Source organism: Congregibacter sp. (genome assembly GCF_045107095.1).
In the GTDB taxonomy this organism is placed as follows: domain Bacteria; phylum Pseudomonadota; class Gammaproteobacteria; order Pseudomonadales; family Halieaceae; genus Congregibacter.
Genome location: NZ_JBGCFU010000038.1, coordinates 1 through 15,392, shown reverse-complemented (window position 1 = coordinate 15,392; position 15,392 = coordinate 1). Strand labels below are relative to the sequence as shown.

Annotated in this window: 18 protein-coding genes; 5 read left to right on the top strand and 13 right to left on the bottom strand. The window is 54.9% G+C overall.

Annotation, left to right across the window (positions count from 1 at the left end):
• Positions 1-15: 15 nt before the first annotated feature.
• From AB8B76_RS07625 to AB8B76_RS07615, 3 genes are read left to right on the top strand one after another with little or no spacing between them, the layout of a single operon-like run.
• Entirely contained in the window at positions 16-372 is a 357-nt protein-coding gene (locus tag AB8B76_RS07625; protein WP_405271431.1) for a YraN family protein, read from the top strand.
• Positions 373-425: 53 nt separating this feature from the next.
• Positions 426-968 carry a phosphoheptose isomerase gene (locus tag AB8B76_RS07620; protein WP_405271430.1) on the top strand — a complete coding sequence of 181 codons (543 nt, stop codon included), beginning with the start codon at positions 426-428 and terminating at the stop codon, positions 966-968.
• A 7-nt stretch (positions 969-975) separates the two neighbouring features.
• Positions 976-1,638, top strand: coding sequence for a BON domain-containing protein (locus AB8B76_RS07615; protein WP_405271429.1), 663 nt, complete (start codon positions 976-978; stop codon positions 1,636-1,638).
• A 98-nt stretch (positions 1,639-1,736) separates the two neighbouring features.
• Here the strand turns inward: AB8B76_RS07615 and AB8B76_RS07610 are convergent, their stop codons facing one another.
• The 7 genes from AB8B76_RS07610 to zapE form a co-directional block, all read right to left on the bottom strand.
• Positions 1,737-2,132, bottom strand: a complete 396-nt coding sequence (locus tag AB8B76_RS07610; RefSeq protein ID WP_405271428.1) for a ClpXP protease specificity-enhancing factor — start codon at positions 2,130-2,132, stop codon at positions 1,737-1,739.
• A 15-nt stretch (positions 2,133-2,147) separates the two neighbouring features.
• Complete coding sequence (locus AB8B76_RS07605) at positions 2,148-2,753, bottom strand: glutathione S-transferase N-terminal domain-containing protein (protein WP_405271427.1); 606 nt, start codon at positions 2,751-2,753, stop codon at positions 2,148-2,150.
• Between the two features lie 326 nt (positions 2,754-3,079).
• Positions 3,080-5,110 carry a ubiquinol-cytochrome c reductase gene (locus AB8B76_RS07600; protein ID WP_405271426.1) on the bottom strand — a complete coding sequence of 677 codons (2,031 nt, stop codon included), beginning with the start codon at positions 5,108-5,110 and terminating at the stop codon, positions 3,080-3,082.
• Entirely contained in the window at positions 5,110-5,733 is a 624-nt protein-coding gene (gene petA, locus AB8B76_RS07595) for a ubiquinol-cytochrome c reductase iron-sulfur subunit (RefSeq protein WP_405271425.1), read from the bottom strand. The genes AB8B76_RS07600 and petA overlap by 1 nt, the downstream gene beginning before the upstream one ends.
• A gap of 339 nt (positions 5,734-6,072) precedes the next feature.
• Complete coding sequence (rpsI, locus tag AB8B76_RS07590; RefSeq protein WP_405271423.1) at positions 6,073-6,465, bottom strand: 30S ribosomal protein S9; 393 nt, start codon at positions 6,463-6,465, stop codon at positions 6,073-6,075.
• A gap of 8 nt (positions 6,466-6,473) precedes the next feature.
• A complete protein-coding gene (gene rplM / locus AB8B76_RS07585; RefSeq protein ID WP_405271422.1) occupies positions 6,474-6,902 on the bottom strand; it encodes a 50S ribosomal protein L13 in 429 nt (142 codons plus the stop codon).
• A gap of 165 nt (positions 6,903-7,067) precedes the next feature.
• Positions 7,068-8,165, bottom strand: coding sequence for a cell division protein ZapE (gene zapE, locus AB8B76_RS07580; protein ID WP_405271457.1), 1,098 nt, complete (start codon positions 8,163-8,165; stop codon positions 7,068-7,070).
• 200 nt (positions 8,166-8,365) lie between these two features.
• On the opposite strand from zapE, the gene AB8B76_RS07575 reads away from it, so the two are divergent.
• On the top strand, positions 8,366-8,842 hold the full coding sequence (locus AB8B76_RS07575; RefSeq protein WP_405271421.1) for a YhcB family protein: 477 nt from the start codon (positions 8,366-8,368) through the stop codon (positions 8,840-8,842).
• A gap of 70 nt (positions 8,843-8,912) precedes the next feature.
• On the opposite strand, the gene AB8B76_RS07570 is transcribed toward AB8B76_RS07575, so the two are convergent.
• Complete coding sequence (locus AB8B76_RS07570; RefSeq protein WP_405271420.1) at positions 8,913-9,674, bottom strand: Nif3-like dinuclear metal center hexameric protein; 762 nt, start codon at positions 9,672-9,674, stop codon at positions 8,913-8,915.
• Positions 9,675-9,749: 75 nt separating this feature from the next.
• Between AB8B76_RS07570 and AB8B76_RS07565 the strand changes: the two genes are divergently transcribed.
• Entirely contained in the window at positions 9,750-10,844 is a 1,095-nt protein-coding gene (locus tag AB8B76_RS07565) for a trypsin-like peptidase domain-containing protein (RefSeq protein ID WP_405271419.1), read from the top strand.
• A gap of 69 nt (positions 10,845-10,913) precedes the next feature.
• Here AB8B76_RS07565 and hisD read toward each other — a convergent pair whose 3' ends face one another.
• The 5 genes from hisD to AB8B76_RS07540 form a co-directional block, all read right to left on the bottom strand.
• Positions 10,914-12,206, bottom strand: coding sequence for a histidinol dehydrogenase (gene hisD, locus AB8B76_RS07560; protein ID WP_405271418.1), 1,293 nt, complete (start codon positions 12,204-12,206; stop codon positions 10,914-10,916).
• Complete coding sequence (gene hisG / locus AB8B76_RS07555) at positions 12,206-12,856, bottom strand: ATP phosphoribosyltransferase (protein WP_405271417.1); 651 nt, start codon at positions 12,854-12,856, stop codon at positions 12,206-12,208. Before hisG ends, hisD begins: the two co-directional genes overlap by 1 nt.
• A gap of 21 nt (positions 12,857-12,877) precedes the next feature.
• The gene (murA, locus tag AB8B76_RS07550) at positions 12,878-14,140 is read right to left on the bottom strand and encodes a UDP-N-acetylglucosamine 1-carboxyvinyltransferase (protein ID WP_405271416.1); all 1,263 of its coding nucleotides are present in this window, start codon (positions 14,138-14,140) and stop codon (positions 12,878-12,880) included.
• 15 nt (positions 14,141-14,155) lie between these two features.
• The gene (locus AB8B76_RS07545) at positions 14,156-14,398 is read right to left on the bottom strand and encodes a BolA family protein (RefSeq protein WP_405271415.1); all 243 of its coding nucleotides are present in this window, start codon (positions 14,396-14,398) and stop codon (positions 14,156-14,158) included.
• 125 nt (positions 14,399-14,523) lie between these two features.
• Positions 14,524-15,225 carry a phospholipid-binding protein MlaC gene (locus tag AB8B76_RS07540; RefSeq protein WP_405271414.1) on the bottom strand — a complete coding sequence of 234 codons (702 nt, stop codon included), beginning with the start codon at positions 15,223-15,225 and terminating at the stop codon, positions 14,524-14,526.
• Between the last annotated feature and the right edge of the window lie 167 nt (positions 15,226-15,392).

The following is a 15,392-nucleotide window of genomic DNA, read 5'->3' as shown; positions in this document are numbered from 1 at the left end:
GGAGGAGCTTAGGAAGTGCTCAGCGGTGACGAGTTTGAGCTGCGCAGTGCGGACCTGCTGCGTTCCTATGGACTGCAGATTCTGGCAAGCCAGTATCGATGCAAAGGGGGCGAGATCGACCTCATCGCCTACGATGACCATCGGCTCTTGTTTGTAGAAGTCCGTGCCCGTCGTCACCGCAGCCACGGAGGTGCAGCGGCCTCGGTGAACCGATCAAAGCAGTGTAGAATTGCGCGGTGTGCAGCTTATTTTCTCAAATGTCACCCGCAGTGGCGCCACCTACCCTGTCGCTTCGACGTGATTGCCTGGGAACCTCAGCCTGCTGCGCAGAGTTTCGAAGCCCGATGGATTCAGGCTGCGTTTCTCACCTGAGAGCGCCTTCTCTTAGCACCCTGGCCCCGCGGCACTGTCGAGTATAGACACGAATGAACGAAGAAGATTACGAGCGCACCGCCTCGAGCTTTCACCGGCGGATAGAAACGATTGCCAATGCCGTGGACACTATGGCGCCGGGCTTGGCGGCCGCGACATCCCTCCTGACGCAAGCCATGCTGGACGATCGTAAGATACTGGTATGCGCCTGCGGCCGAGATGCATCGCTTGCGAGCCATGTTGCCGTTGTACTGAGAACCCCCATGGACGCCGCCCCGGCTCTGCCGGCGATCGCGTTTCACAGCGACAATGATAGTGGGGACGCTAGCCACTGGCGCGACTTACGCACCTTATCTCGCGACGGCGACATACTTCTGTGCATAGATACCCGCTCCGATATCGCAGTGGCCCGAAAGTACATCCAATTCGCTCAAACAAGAAACCTAGTCGCGATCTCGCTGTCTGAGAAAGTGGAACTTCCCGGCGGCGCCTGCATAGAATTGCACGCAGAGGATCAAGACCTTAGAAGTGAGCTCGCGTTTATGGCCAGCCATTGCCTTCGGGAACACATAAAACAAATGCTACTGGGAGAATGAACTAGCTATGTCGCGCCGCCTATTTTCAGCGACCACCTTGTTTTCAACGAATACCCTCTTTTCGGAGACCGCCTCTTCTTCGAAAACAGCGTCTTTTTCGAAAATCGCTTTGGGAGTTTTACTCGTGGTTTGCCTGCCGGTCCTGCAAGGATGTGGCTCCCTGCTGGCGACCTTCGAATCAGATGCGATAGAAGATGATCCCGGCGAGCGCACTTTCTCTCAGCGCATCGCCGACGAATCTATCGAAACAAAGGCCGTGGTAAATCTACACGCAGCCGATGACAGGTTCGATCAGGGCCATCTCGTGATTCAGAGCTACAACGGTTACGTCTTAATCGCTGGACAGGTGCCTGAAGAAGAGCTCCGGCAAAAGGCAAACGATGTTGTCCGTAAGATTCGCGATGTGCGGCGTATTTACAACGAACTGGAAGTCGCCGCCGCGAGCTCTGCGATGACCAGAGCATCCGACACCTGGATCGCCAACAAGGTAAAGACCTTCCTTCTCACCAGCGGCGATACGCCGGGACTTCGCGTGAAGGTCGTGGCCGAGGACGGCGTGGTCTTCCTTTTAGGCATGGTGACCCGTGAGGAAGGCGATCGCATAGCCGAAGAGGCAGCAGACACCTCAGGGGTTCAGCGCGTAGTCAGATTGTTTGAGTACATCGACTAGAGAGCCATCCGCCGCTAGAGAGCCATCTGCCGCTAGATCGCCGTCCGCAATCAAAGAGCCTTCCGCAATCAAAGAGCCTTCCGCAATCAATAAGGAGGCTATTTTACGACGGTAAGACTCGGTTTTCCGGCGCGTCGAAATGGAGTGGGCTCGTTTCCGCCCTCTGGCGCCGGATCGTCATCGTCTTCCTCCGGCTCAAAGGCCATGCCCTGTCCATTTTCGCGAGCGTAAATACCCAAAATAGCCGCCATCGGCATGAACACATCCGTAGGCTTGCCGCCAAAACGACCGTTAAAGCTCACACAGTCGTCAGCCAGCTGGAGTTCGATCACAGCCGAGGGCGATAGATTAAGAACAATTTGACCGTCCTTAACGTACTCCTCAGGAACATCCACACCAGGTGCAGTTGCATCCACAATTACGTGAGGCGTGCAGTCGTTGTCGACGATCCACTCGTAGAGAGCTCTAAGGAGATAAGGTCGACTGGAGTTCACCGATAAAGTCCGCGTCTAGAGACGCATTTCACGCTCTTGCTCTGTAAGGCTCTGCTGGAAAGACTCCCGCTTAAAGAGTTGATCCATGTAGGCGAACAAGGGCTTGGACTGTTTGCTGGGGCGAATATCGATGCCCAGGGCGGGCAGCCGCCAGAGGATGGGTGCAATACAGCAATCGACCAAAGTGAACTCGTCATTCATGAAAAACGGCTTCTCGGCGAAAATTGGCGCGATCGCGAGGATGCCCTCACGAAGCTCTTTTACCGAACGTTTAACAACATTATCGCTACGTGAGTTCTGAATCGAATCTATGAGTGTGCACCAGTCGTGCTCAATGCGATGCATGAACAAGCGGCTTTCCGCACGCGCCACGGGATAAACCGGCAGGAGTGGTGGATGCGGAAAACGCTCATCCAGATACTCCATCATCACGCGGGTTTCGTATAGAGAAAGCTCTCGATCAACCAGCGTTGGCAAGGAGTTGTAAGGGTTATGCTCGGACATCTCCCTGGGTGGGTGTGCAGGATCCACATCGATAATGTCGGCGGTGACGCCTTTCTCAGCCAATACAATTCGTACTCGGTGACTGAAGTGTGAAGTTGGATCTGAATAAAAAATCATGGATGTCTATACGCCTGTATTGTGCTTTCGCTGATATGCCTGAACTTGAGCTGATTTGCATGGGCTCGAGCTTGTGGATCTTAACCCGAGCGAGCTTCCCTTAAATTATCTGCTTGAAACGCGCGTCCTTCAGACGCAAGTATTGGAACGTTTTTATCTGGCGTTCCCGACCTTCCGTGCATGATCGCCTTAAACGCCGAAGCGGTATTCTAAACCAAGAAACGGCAGCGCAGGGTTTCTATCCCCATCGCCACCGTTTTCTGCAGGACCAGCACTTGTAACGCCAGCCGAGCCGCTCGAGTTAAACTGCTATAGATCCGACGCGATTAGTGAACGTCCTTCCAGTATTCGCGGTTGAGAAGCGTTGCAAACACAAAGAAGATAGCAATGAAGAGCAATGAATAGATCCCGATACGTTGACGATCGGCCTTGATAGGCTCTGCGACGTAGGCGAGAAAGTTCACCAGGTCATAGGTTGCCTCGTCAAACTCTTCAGTCGACATCGTGCCAGCTTCAACGACTTCGAGCGTGCCGCATGGATCGCTGTGGTCAGACATTTGCGTACCCGACAGCGGCTCCATTTCACCATGCCCCGCAGCCGGAGCGCAGGCCATCAGGCCCTGAAGGTCAAGCAGAGCATGAGGCATGCCTACGTTTGGAAAAACCCGGTTATTAACACCGTAGGGGCGTGATGGATCTTCGTAGAATGCCCGAAGATAGGTATAAAGCCAGTTAGGATTTCTCGCTCGCGCAACCAGTGTCAGATCAGGAGGTGCAGCACCAAACCACACTTTCGCTCGATCCTTATCCATCGCGTTATTCATCAGCGACCCGACCTTTACCTCTGGATCAGCAATGATATTGCCGCGCATCAAGTCCTCAGGAATACCGAGGTCTTCTGACACGCGGTTATAACGAGCGTACTGCAGCGAGTGACAACCCATGCAGTAGTTCATATAAACCTTAGCGCCGTTTTGCAGCGAGCTGGTATTTCCAATATCCATCTCTACCTTGTCGCAAGGCATAGTGCCGCAATCGAATGCCGACTCAGCACCAACAACTTTGAGAGGAATAATCGTCAGAGCCAGGATAAGAATCAGGCCGGCAAGAGATCCAAAGATTCCAATACCACCGTCCATGGTCACACGCTCGGGTACGGGCTTGGCTTTATCCATACTCGACCAGATCGGCATGAACAAGAAGAAGCCGAAGTAGAAGATTGAGCAGATTTGCGCAAGGAAGGTTCTCGCCGGAGTCGGCGACTTCACTCCCAGAACGCCCAAGATCAAGAACGATGCAACAAACAACACCAACATCACCTTGTTCAGGTTACCGCGATAGCGCCAGGACTTGATCGGCGACCGATCTAGCCATGGCAATACAAACGGAATCGCTACACTGGCGGCGAAGGCAACAAAGCCCCAGAACTTATCTGGCACTGCGCGCAACACCGAGTAGAAAGGCGTGAAATACCATACCGGTGCAATGTGGTCCGGTGTTTTCAGCGCATTAGCTTCTTCGAAATTCGCATACTCAAGGAAGAATCCGCCCATTTCCGGCATGAAAAACATGATTGCGCAAAACACGAAGAGGAAGACCGCAATCGCCTGTACGTCATGCACGCTGTAATAGGGGTGAAAGCGAATACCATCCAGAGGGATACCATCCGGCCCCTTGTTCTTCTTGATCTCCACGCCGTCCGGGTTGTTAGAACCCACTTCGTGCAAAGCTAGAATGTGCAGGACGACCAGCGCAAGCAACACTATGGGCAATGCGACAACGTGCAGTGCAAAGAAGCGGTTCAACGTAATACCCGAGATCAGATAGTCACCGCGAATCCATGTAACGATGTCTTCGCCCACTACCGGTATGGCGCCAAACAGCGAAATGATCACCTGCGCACCCCAGTAAGACATCTGCCCCCAAGGCAGTACGTAGCCCACGAAAGCTTCAGCCATCAAGAGCACGAAGATCAACATGCCAAAGACCCAGAGTAGCTCCCGGGGTTTCTTGTAAGAACCATAAATCATGGCTCGGAACATGTGCAGGTACACGACAATAAAGAATGCTGACGCACCCGTGGAGTGCATGTAGCGCAGAATCCAGCCGTAATCCACGTCCCGCATGATGTATTCGACGGACGCGAAGGCGTTTTCAGCGCTTGGCGTGTAATTCATCGTCAACCACACGCCCGTGAGCAGCTGGTTAACCAGCACTAGCAGCGAGAAAACGCCAAAGTAGTACCAGAAGTTAAAGTTTTTGGGTGCGTAATACTCACCCATGTGCGTGTTCCACGCACGAGTGATGGGAAGACGCTCGTCAACCCAATCGCGTAATCCGACCAGCATATTGGCCATCAGACTGCCTCCGCATCAACGCCGATAACAAGGACGCTTTGTGTTTCGAATGAGTAAGGGGGAACTACCAGATTAGATGAAGCTGGCACGCCCGAGTACACGCGCCCCGCTAAATCAAATTTTGAACCGTGGCAGGGACAGAAAAAGCCGCCTACCCAGGCATCACCACCCAAATCTGCCGCACCTACTTCGGGTCGGAACTTTGGCGCGCAACCAAGGTGCGTACAAAGTCCCTCAACCACCAACAACTCAGGGCGTATGCTCCGCTCTTTGCTGGAGATATAAGCGGGCTGCTTGGAGATAGCCGAATCAGGGTCTTTGAGCTCTCCATCGACCTTGTCGAGGTTAGCGATCATTTCCGGAGTACGATGAACCACGTACACGGGCTTGCCACGCCACTCAACGACAACCATCTGACCGGGCTCCAGTTTGCCGATATCGGCTTTTACTGGCGCTCCCGCAGCCTTTGCTTTGGCTGAAGGATTCCAGGAACCCAGAAACGGCACGGCAATACCTACGGCACCCGCTGCACCTACTGCACTTGTGGCTACCGTCAGAAAACGACGACGGTTATTGTCGACTTCTGACTCAGCGCTTTCGCTGGTCGCTGTGACACTGGACATATTGATTGGTCTCCTGTTACTTCGATGCCAACACACTGGGTGCGACACTACAAACATTTGTACGCAGTTGGGTCGAACTGCGATTGGTTCTACGCAGCAAAAACATCACCCACACGCCAAATCCCACAGCGTCTGTTCTACCGTAAACCGGGCGCACGAATGGTAAAGACTTTAGGCGCCTCAAACAAGGAATGTGCACCGTTTTTACGTCACAAACCCTTGATTTATCTCAAAACTTGGACAAAAGCTACCGCACAAAAAAAACCCGGCCGGTTATTCCGGTCGGGCTTTTTCTGACAAACCACGACCTCATTGGAAGAGGCCGCGTTGCTAGACGTGTTAGCGCTTGGAGAACTGTGGACGCTTACGCGCCTTACGCAGTCCAACTTTCTTACGCTCAACCTCACGGGCATCACGGGTTACAAAGCCCGCACCACGCAAGGTGCCGCGAAGAGCTTCGTCATATTCCATGAGAGCACGGGTGATGCCATGACGGATCGCACCGGCCTGACCGAAGCTGCCACCGCCCTCGACAGTCACCTTAATGTCGAATTTGCCAATCAGGTCTACCAGTTCAAGTGGCTGGCGAACAATCATTCGTGCCACTTCGCGGCCGAAGTACTGGTCCAGAGGACGCTGGTTAACTGTGATATCGCCGCCGCCATTGCGCAGAAAAACCCGCGCTGTGGAGGTCTTACGACGCCCGGTTCCGTAATACTGAGTTGCGCTCATTGTTTCTCCTAAACCTGCAGCGGCTGAGGCTGCTGCGCGGCGTGCGGATGTGCATCACCGGCGTATACCTTGAGTTTGCTGAACATCGCGCGGCCCAAGGGGTTGCGCGGCAACATGCCTTTAACAGCGCCCTGGATAACACGCTCAGGGGCTTTGTCGATCAACTTTTCGAAAGACATGGACTTGAGGCCACCGGGATATCCCGTGTGACGGTGATACATCTTGTCGGTACGCTTGGCTCCGGTTACGTGAACCTTCTCCGCATTGATCACAACGATGTAATCGCCAGTGTCTATGTGCGGTGTGTACTCGGCCTTGTGCTTCCCGCGCAGGCGGTGGGCGATTTCACTGGCCAGACGGCCGAGCGTTTTATCGGTGGCGTCAACGACATACCAGTCGTGGCTGACTTCGCCGACTTTAGCGCTATAAGTTTTCATGGGTTTCGCCTCAAAAGGGCCAAAAAAAGAGCGCGAATACTACTGAAACCCCACGGTCTTGGCAAGCTGTAATTCAATAAGATTTATACTCTTTTTGACCGCCTTACCACTGAAGGAAACCCCTGCTCGCGGGCGGCGACTCCTGCCCCCGCCTACCGCTTCTTTTTAAGGGCGATGCTCTAAGGCCAGATAGTCGTGGGACTGCATTTCGAACAAACGGGACTCAGTGCGGGCAAATTCGAAGCTCAAACGCGTACCGTGGTATAGCTCTGATGCAGGGACTTCGGCGGCAATCACGAGTTTTACGCTCCTGTCGTAGAACTCATCAACAAGATTAATGAAGCGCCGACAAAGATCATCTTGAGCAGAGCCCATCTTTGGCACCCCCGAAAGGATTACTGCGTGAAACTCTCTCGCCAGCTCTATGTAGTCATTTTGAGACCGCGGGCCATCACATAGCTCGGGAAACTCGAACCAGGCCACATCATCTGCAAGACAGCGGCAGGTGAGATACCGCCCATTTATCTCAATTCTTTGCCAGTGCTGGATAGCGTCCGGCGCTAAACGTTGAAAACTATCGGTCAGACTGGCATCCGCCTCAGCATCGAGAGGATAGTGGTACAACTTGGCCTGCTCAAGGGTCCGCAAACGGTAGTCAACGCCTGCATCAACGGTAAGCACCTCCGTGTGCTGCTGGAGGAGCGCGATAGCGGGGAGAAACCGCGCGCGCTGCAGGCCATTCTCATAAAGGCCGGCCGGAGCAATATTTGAAGTAGCAACCAAAGCAATACCACGCTGGAAAATTGCCTCAAGAAAGTTCGCCAAAATCATAGCGTCAGCTATGTCGCTGACAAAAAACTCATCAAAGCAAATAATCTCAGCCTCGGCGGCGAGCTTTTCGCCAACTCGATCGATGGGGTTTTTCTCCCCTTCGAGCTCGGCAAGCTCCCTATGCACGCGCTGCATAAACCGGTGGAAGTGCACGCGTAGCTTCTTTTCGAAGGGCAGGCTTTCATAAAACGCATCCATGAGGTAGGTCTTACCTCGCCCTACCCCACCCCAGAAATAGAGGCCCTTCTCGGGCTCCACAGACTTGCGGAACCTGCGTCCGAGCCGAGCGGCAACAGTCTGGCTCCGCGTATGACGATCCACCAAGCGATCATAAAGATCCTGCAGACGACGCACCGCCGCCTCCTGCGCCTCATCGTGGCTGAAGTCGTCTCGCTTTAAGTCTTCTTGGTAACGCTGCCAGGGTGTCAGCACGTTTTTGTGGCGTCCGCAGTCATGGCGTCCAATGTTGTCGCGTCCAAAGTTGTCGCGTACAAACTGCTCGCGACCTTCTACTCTAAGGATCAAAGCGCGATACCTTACTCGCGGAGCTCTACTTTTGGCAATCTCGCTACCAAGCTGTCCCGAAGCAACGCTATACTCACAGGCCACTACAGAATTTTGAGGAATTGCTTGTGAACACCGGTATGGATGAATCCTTTGTCTTCGCAATTGCGGGCGCGGTTATCGGCCTGCTGATTGGCTACTTTGCCGGTCGACGCACGGCACCCGGCAGCGAAACCGCACGGGAGCTTGGCGAGAAGCTGGAGCAGGCGGAGTCCGCCCGGGAGCGTTATGAGCAGCGAGTGAATTCACACTTTGCGGATACAGCGAGCAAACTTAACGCCCTCACCGCCAACTATCGGGACGTTTATGAGCATATTGCAGGAAGCGCCGCAGAGCTGTGCTCAGATGATGAGGCCTCTCGTTTTCAGGCTCTCGAAGCACCAAAAGAACCGGAACATGACACCATTGAGGCAGACAGCGTGGTGGTAGAGCCTCCTCGCGACTACGCAGCCAAAACATCTCCTGATGATCCCGGCGTGCTCGACGAGCGCTTCGGTTTAGACGGCGAAGAGAAGCCGCCCGAGGACTCAAGCACGCGTAGCTAGGGCTAAGGCTAAGGCGCCATTAGTGCACTTCTGGAAGCAGCGCGCTTGCAGAATAGCCCACCCGGTCATATCAGGCCGGATTATCACAATCGATAAACGACCATTCCAGGCCAAAGGTCTCCGCCAGTGAAGCCGCCAGGGCCTGGACACCATAGCGCTCGGTCGCGTGATGACCCGCAGCGATATACGCTATACCCAATTCTCGCGCTGCGTGCACCGTGGGCTCAGATATCTCCCCAGAGATAAACAGATCCGCTCCCGCCGCTGCGGCTTTCTCAATGTAACCCTGTGCTGCTCCGGTACACCACGCGACCCGCTCAACCAATGTTTTAGGGTCCCCAATCAACAAGGGACGCCGACTCGTTAGTGTAAGCACCTTGCCGACCACCTCCTCCAGCTCCATCGGTTGAGCCAGTCGGCCGAGATTACCCACGGCCCTCGTATCTTCCTTATCCAGAGGTTCAACATCGGTAAAACCAAGGAGCTTTCCCCACTGCGCGTTGTTACCCAACTCAGGATGCGCATCCAGGGGTAAGTGATAGGCCATGAGACTCATATCCGCCGTCAACAGTGTGCCAAGACGCTTGCGCTTCATGCCAACTATTTCGGCGGACTCACCACGCCAGAAGTACCCATGATGCACAATCAACGCATCTGCCCCCCAGGCTACAGCGGCGTCCAACACTGATTGATTAGCGGTGACCGCCGCTGCTAGGCGCGCAACCGTTGTGCGGCCCTCAACCTGCAGGCCATTCGGGCAATAATCATTAAAGCGCTGGGATTCCAGCACGCTATCGCAATGCTTGAGCAAATCCTTGAGTTCAACTGTCATGCAGCTTCCAAAGGTAATATGAATGGGGCTCGGGCATCATATACAATCGCGTTTCTTTCTGACTAGAGAGGGCGCATGCGCGCTTTTCTTAAATTCTTTACGTGGCCGGCAATAGCCGGTGTTCTCTGCGCGCTGCTGATCTTGCAGCAATGGGTGCTGCCTAAACCCAGCGCGGAGCGCAGTGCAGTTGCTCGCGACAGCTTCAGACAGGCGGTAGCCAGCGCCACCCCCTCGGTGGTCAACATCTACACGGAAAAACGCGTCGCGTCAGCAAACAGCCGTATGCTCAATAACCCCCTTATGCCCATTCCCCGGGGCGCACCGCGACAGCAGGTAGAGCGGTCTCTTGGCTCAGGCGTCATCATGCGGGAAAACGGTTACATCCTGACTAACAACCACGTCATTGATGGCGCTGATGCGATTCAAGTTCTGCTAAGTGACGGGCGCTCTGCCGCTGCCCAGGTAGTTGGCAGCGATCGAGCGACGGATTTAGCGGCTCTGAAGGTTGATCTCGACGGACTAAGCGCTGTGACTGTTGCGAATTCCGACCTTTTGTCTGTGGGGGACGTGGTGCTCGCCATTGGCAATCCCCTGGGCTTTGGCCATTCTGTGACACAGGGGATCGTTTCCGGACTGGGTCGTTTTGGCCTCAGCCCTGGCACCTACGAGGGCTTCATCCAGACTGATGCCGTCATTCATGCCGGCAACTCCGGCGGTGCGCTGGTAGACGTAAACGGCGCATTGGTAGGCATCAACAGCTGGATCTACGCCTCCAACGAGGGCGGCAGCGGAAGCTCCGTGGGCATCGGTATTTCCCTCGCAATCCCCTCGAGCTTTGCAGAATTTGTGATGGACGATTTGATTCGCTTCGGACGAGTCATCCGAGGCTGGCTGGGAGTGCAGGTAGAGCAAATACCGGGAGACGCGCTAAATGATCAGCGTTTACTGGTACGTGGCGTGGCCAACGGTGGTCCCGCGGCACGCGCCGGTCTTCAAGCGGGCGATATCATCACCCACTTCAATGACGATGCTATTGAAGACGTTCGTTTGGCGATGTACGAGGTATCACTACTTCGCCCGGGAGACAAACTCATGATGAGCGTTTCTCGAGAATCTGTCCCGGTGGAACTCACCGCGATTATAGGCACACAACCCGACGTAGCTGAGTAAGCCCAAGCTGAGACCAGCTGGATGGCGGGTAAAAAAACCGGCTGAGTTGATGCTGACCTGAATCGCCGCTTAATCAGCTATCCGCATTGCCGCACTTCTGGCATGAGCGGTTAGCGACTCTCCCTCTGCCAAAACCTTGGCTATTCGAGCGAGGGGCGCAGCCCCTTCAGGACTGCAGTGAATAATCGAGCTGCGCTTTTGAAAGTCATACACCCCTAAAGGTGAGAAGAAACGCGCTGAGCCCGAGGTAGGCAATACGTGATTAGGTCCCGCGCAGTAATCCCCCAGCGCTTCGCAGCTGTGGACCCCCATAAAGATCGCTCCCGCCGCGTCGATTAGTGGAAGCAATGCCTCCGGGTCCCCAACGGAGAGCTCCAGGTGCTCTGGTGCAAGGCGATTGCTAATCTCCGCCGCATGGGAAATGTCTCGCGTTTTGATCAGGGCCCCGCGACGCTCGAGCGATGCTTTGATGATCGTAGAGCGCTCCATTTGCGGTAGCAATCTATCGACGGCAGCATCCACCGCATCGATGTAATCACTATCGGGACACAGCATCAGAGCCTGGGCACTTTCGTCATGCTCCGCCTGGGAAAAGAGATCCATCGCCATCCACTCGGGGTCTGCGCTACCGTCGGCAATGATCAGTATTTCTGAAGGTCCGGCAATCATATCGATGCCGACTTTGCCAAAAACCTGCCGCTTGGCCTCGGCCACAAAGCGATTGCCCGGGCCTACGATCTTATCGACTCGGGGTATGCCCGTGGTCCCGTAAGCGAGGGCGGCAACCGCCTGGGCCCCACCCACGCAAAACAAGCGATCAACTCCCGCAAGTGCCGCTGCGGCGAGCACCAATGGATTACGCTCCCCACCAGGGGTCGGCGCAACCATAACAATTTCAGAGACTCCGGCGACCCGAGCGGGAATAGCGTTCATCAACACCGACGAGGGATAACTAGCCTTGCCACCCGGAACATATACGCCGACGCGCTCCAACGGCGTCACACGTTGGCCCAGGCGATTACCCAGACCGTCGTCGTAACTCCAGTCTTCCCCCAGTTGCTTGCGGTGAAAGACCTCTATGCGACCTGCAGCTTCACTCAGAGCCGATCGTTGTGTCTCGGGCAGGTCGCGGAGTGCGTCCTCAAGCTCGCCCCGGGAGACCTCAAGATCAGCGAGGCTTGCCACATCCAGTTGATCAAAGCGTTGGGTGTATTCAAGAAGCGCTGCGTCACCGCGGCTCAGAACATCTGCAATGATTCCAGCGACGGTTGACGTAACGTCGCTTTCCCCACTTTCTGTAGGCACCTCGAGATCAGCCAGTGCCGACTCAAAATCTACGGCGCTACCATCAAGGCGACGCATTAGGCTGCTGGCTCCAGTTCAGTCACCGCACGATCGATGGCATCGATAAGGTGATTAATGGCGCCGTGCCGCGAGCGCATGGAGGCTTTATTGACGATGAGCCGGGAAGTGACCTGCGCGATCTCTTCGAGAGGCTCCATGCCATTGGCTCGCAAGGTATTCCCTGTATCGACAATGTCCACAATCATATCCGCAAGCTGCATCGCAGGTGCCAACTCCATGGCGCCATAGAGTTTGATTAGCTCCACCTGCACGCCACGCTGAGCAAAATAGTCTCTCGCGACATTTACAAACTTGGTGGCAACACGGATGCGACGGGCAGGCCAGTCAAAATCTACCGGCGCTGCCGTCATGAGCCTGCAGGGCGCAATACCCAAATCCAGCGGCTCGTAAACGCCCTCGCTCCCCTGCTCAAGCAACGTATCCTTGCCTACCACACCCAAATCAGCTGCACCGTGGCGAACATATACAGGCACGTCCACGCCTCGCATAACCACGAGCTGTACGTCATCTCGGGTAGTCGGGAACACCAGCTTGCGACTCTTACTCATGTCTTCAAGAGGCTCAACTCCCGCCCGCGCCAGAAGCGGTAGGGTTTCTTTGAGAATCCGTCCCTTGGTCAGAGCCAGAGTGAGTTTGCCCGTTTTCATGCCTTCAGCCCAATCGTTGCACTAGTCCACGAGTCGCCGAATATCGGCGCCGAGGGCTTGTAACTTTTCTTCGATACATTCATAGCCGCGATCGATGTGGTAGATACGGTCAATCAAGGTTTCGCCGGTGGCCACCATTCCCGCGATCACCAAACTTGCAGAAGCCCGCAAATCTGTGGCCATCACGGGCGCACCCGCAATGCTTTCCTGACCAACGATAATCGCTGTGTTGCCCTCAATGGTGATTTTGGCTCCCATGCGGTTCATTTCATGGGTTTGTATCAAGCGATTCTCAAACACGGTCTCAGTCACCGTTGCGGTACCGTCAGCAATAGCATTCATCGCGGTAAACTGCGCCTGCATATCGGTGGGAAACCCCGGGTAAGGCGCGGTACGGATACTCACTGCTTTAGGGCGATGCCCATGCATATCCAAAGTGATCCAGTCTTCGCCGCAACTGATATCTGCGCCCGCTTCTTCGAGCTTCTGTAGCACGACTTCAAGGTGCTCGGCTCGCGCCTCACGCAAATGCAGTTTTCCACCCGTTGCAGCAGCTGCGACCAGGTAGGTACCGGCTTCAATACGATCTGGCATGACATCAAAGTGGCAACCGTGGAGCTTTTCCACACCATCGATCACCATTCGATCGGTGCCGTGTCCTGTGATTCGTGCACCCATGGCGATAAGGCACTTGGCCAAATCAACTACTTCCGGCTCACGAGCCGCGTTTTCCAGTACGGTTTGGCCGTCAGCAAGCGTTGCGGCCATCATCAGATTTTCTGTACCACCGACCGTGACAGTCTCCATGACAATGTGTGCACCGCGAAGACGTCCCTCTACTGACGCATTGATATAACCACCCTCTACATCAATGATGGCCCCCATGGCCTCGAGGCCACGCAAGTGCAGGTCCACCGGTCGACTACCAATCGCGCAACCACCGGGAAAAGAAACCCGGGCTTTGCCAAAACGCGCCACCATCGGCCCCAAGACCAAAATCGACGCGCGCATGGTTTTCACCAGTTCATAGGGCGCTGAGCAGTCACTAAGGGTACTGGCATCAACTTCAATGCTCATCTTCTCGTCGATGGTAAGCCCGACACCCATGCATCCCAGCAGCTCGATCATCGTAGTGATGTCGTGCAGGTGCGGAAGATTACCGATGGTTACCAACTCATCAGACAGAAGCGTCGCCGCAAGTATCGGTAGAGCGGCATTTTTGGCGCCAGAGATACGCAGCTCGCCTTCGAGACGTGCACCCCCTTTAATCAATAACTTATCCATACTCGAAGAGCGCTATCAGGCGCCCTGCTCCTCCCACTCTGCAGGAGTAAACGTGCGTATGTTGACAGCGTGAATACTGCCCGAGGCGATGGCCTCGTTAATAGTGGCGTAAACCGTTTGCTGTTTGCGCACCGGTCGCATGTCGGCAAACACGTCACTCACCACAGTGATATCGTAATTCGCGCCAGAACCTTCAACATTTACCGTAGCGCCCTCAATAGCGTCGCTAACCATTGCCTCAACAGTTTTAGCGTCCACTGCTGTACTCCTATATCCCGGCAAAGCGGGTAATGATAAAAAAGGGTGGCGATTGTAGGGTAAAGCGCCCAAAAAATCGCGAATTTCAACAATCGATTCGCGACACCCCAGGCTGCAGCAAATCCCTATTCGGCGGCAGTTTCCACCGACCAGTTGGCTATCACCTTATCGATGTCCCCGTCGTAACGGCGGGCGGCGGACTCAAACTGACTGCGGAAAATTTGCCCAAGATTCACGTTCTCCACAATCAGATTGCGCATCCGCCAATCTCCAGCCTTGTCGCGGGCCATCAGGTAAACAACCACGTAGGGCTGTGCTTCGTCGCTGTAAATCAGCTGCCTGAGCGTCGCTCGGTTCGACGAAGCATCCGACGGCTCGCTATCGTCCAGCTCAACGCGAGATCCGCCAAAAGCGAGCAATCCTTTGCTGTAGGTGCGAACCAAACCCGCGCGCATGGTATCGGTAAAACGCTCCAACTGATCTTTAAGCTGCTCCCGCCCTGCCTCATCCAAACTTCGGTAACGGGCGCCGGTAGCGTACTCCCCCATAACCCCTCGGGCGAAACCGCGAAAGTCGACTATGGGGTCAAGCACTGTGTGCACTTCCTGATAGTAACGCTCGGGATCATCATCGACGTAGGCTCGTGCCTCTTCGATAACCGCCAATACCTCATCGGTTGTCTGGCGAAGTGTTTCTTGTGCGGTCATAGCCGACGACTCGGTGTTATCCTGAGCCCCCACGCTTGGCGCGAGCGACACGACAAGCAGCCCCGCTAAAAGCGCAACAGAGGCGACCATCGAACGTGCCCAATTCCTTTGCGAAAACATGTTTCCTTCCTTAAGACTGCTGGCCTGATTGATCAGAGCGGTTATACTCGGCAACCCGCAACTTGGACCGAGCCAAATCGGGGCGAAAAGTGTACACGCTTTTCCCTCTGACTCGTATGACAGCATCGACACCCTTCAGGTTCAATCTTCAATTCAGCCCCCGCTAC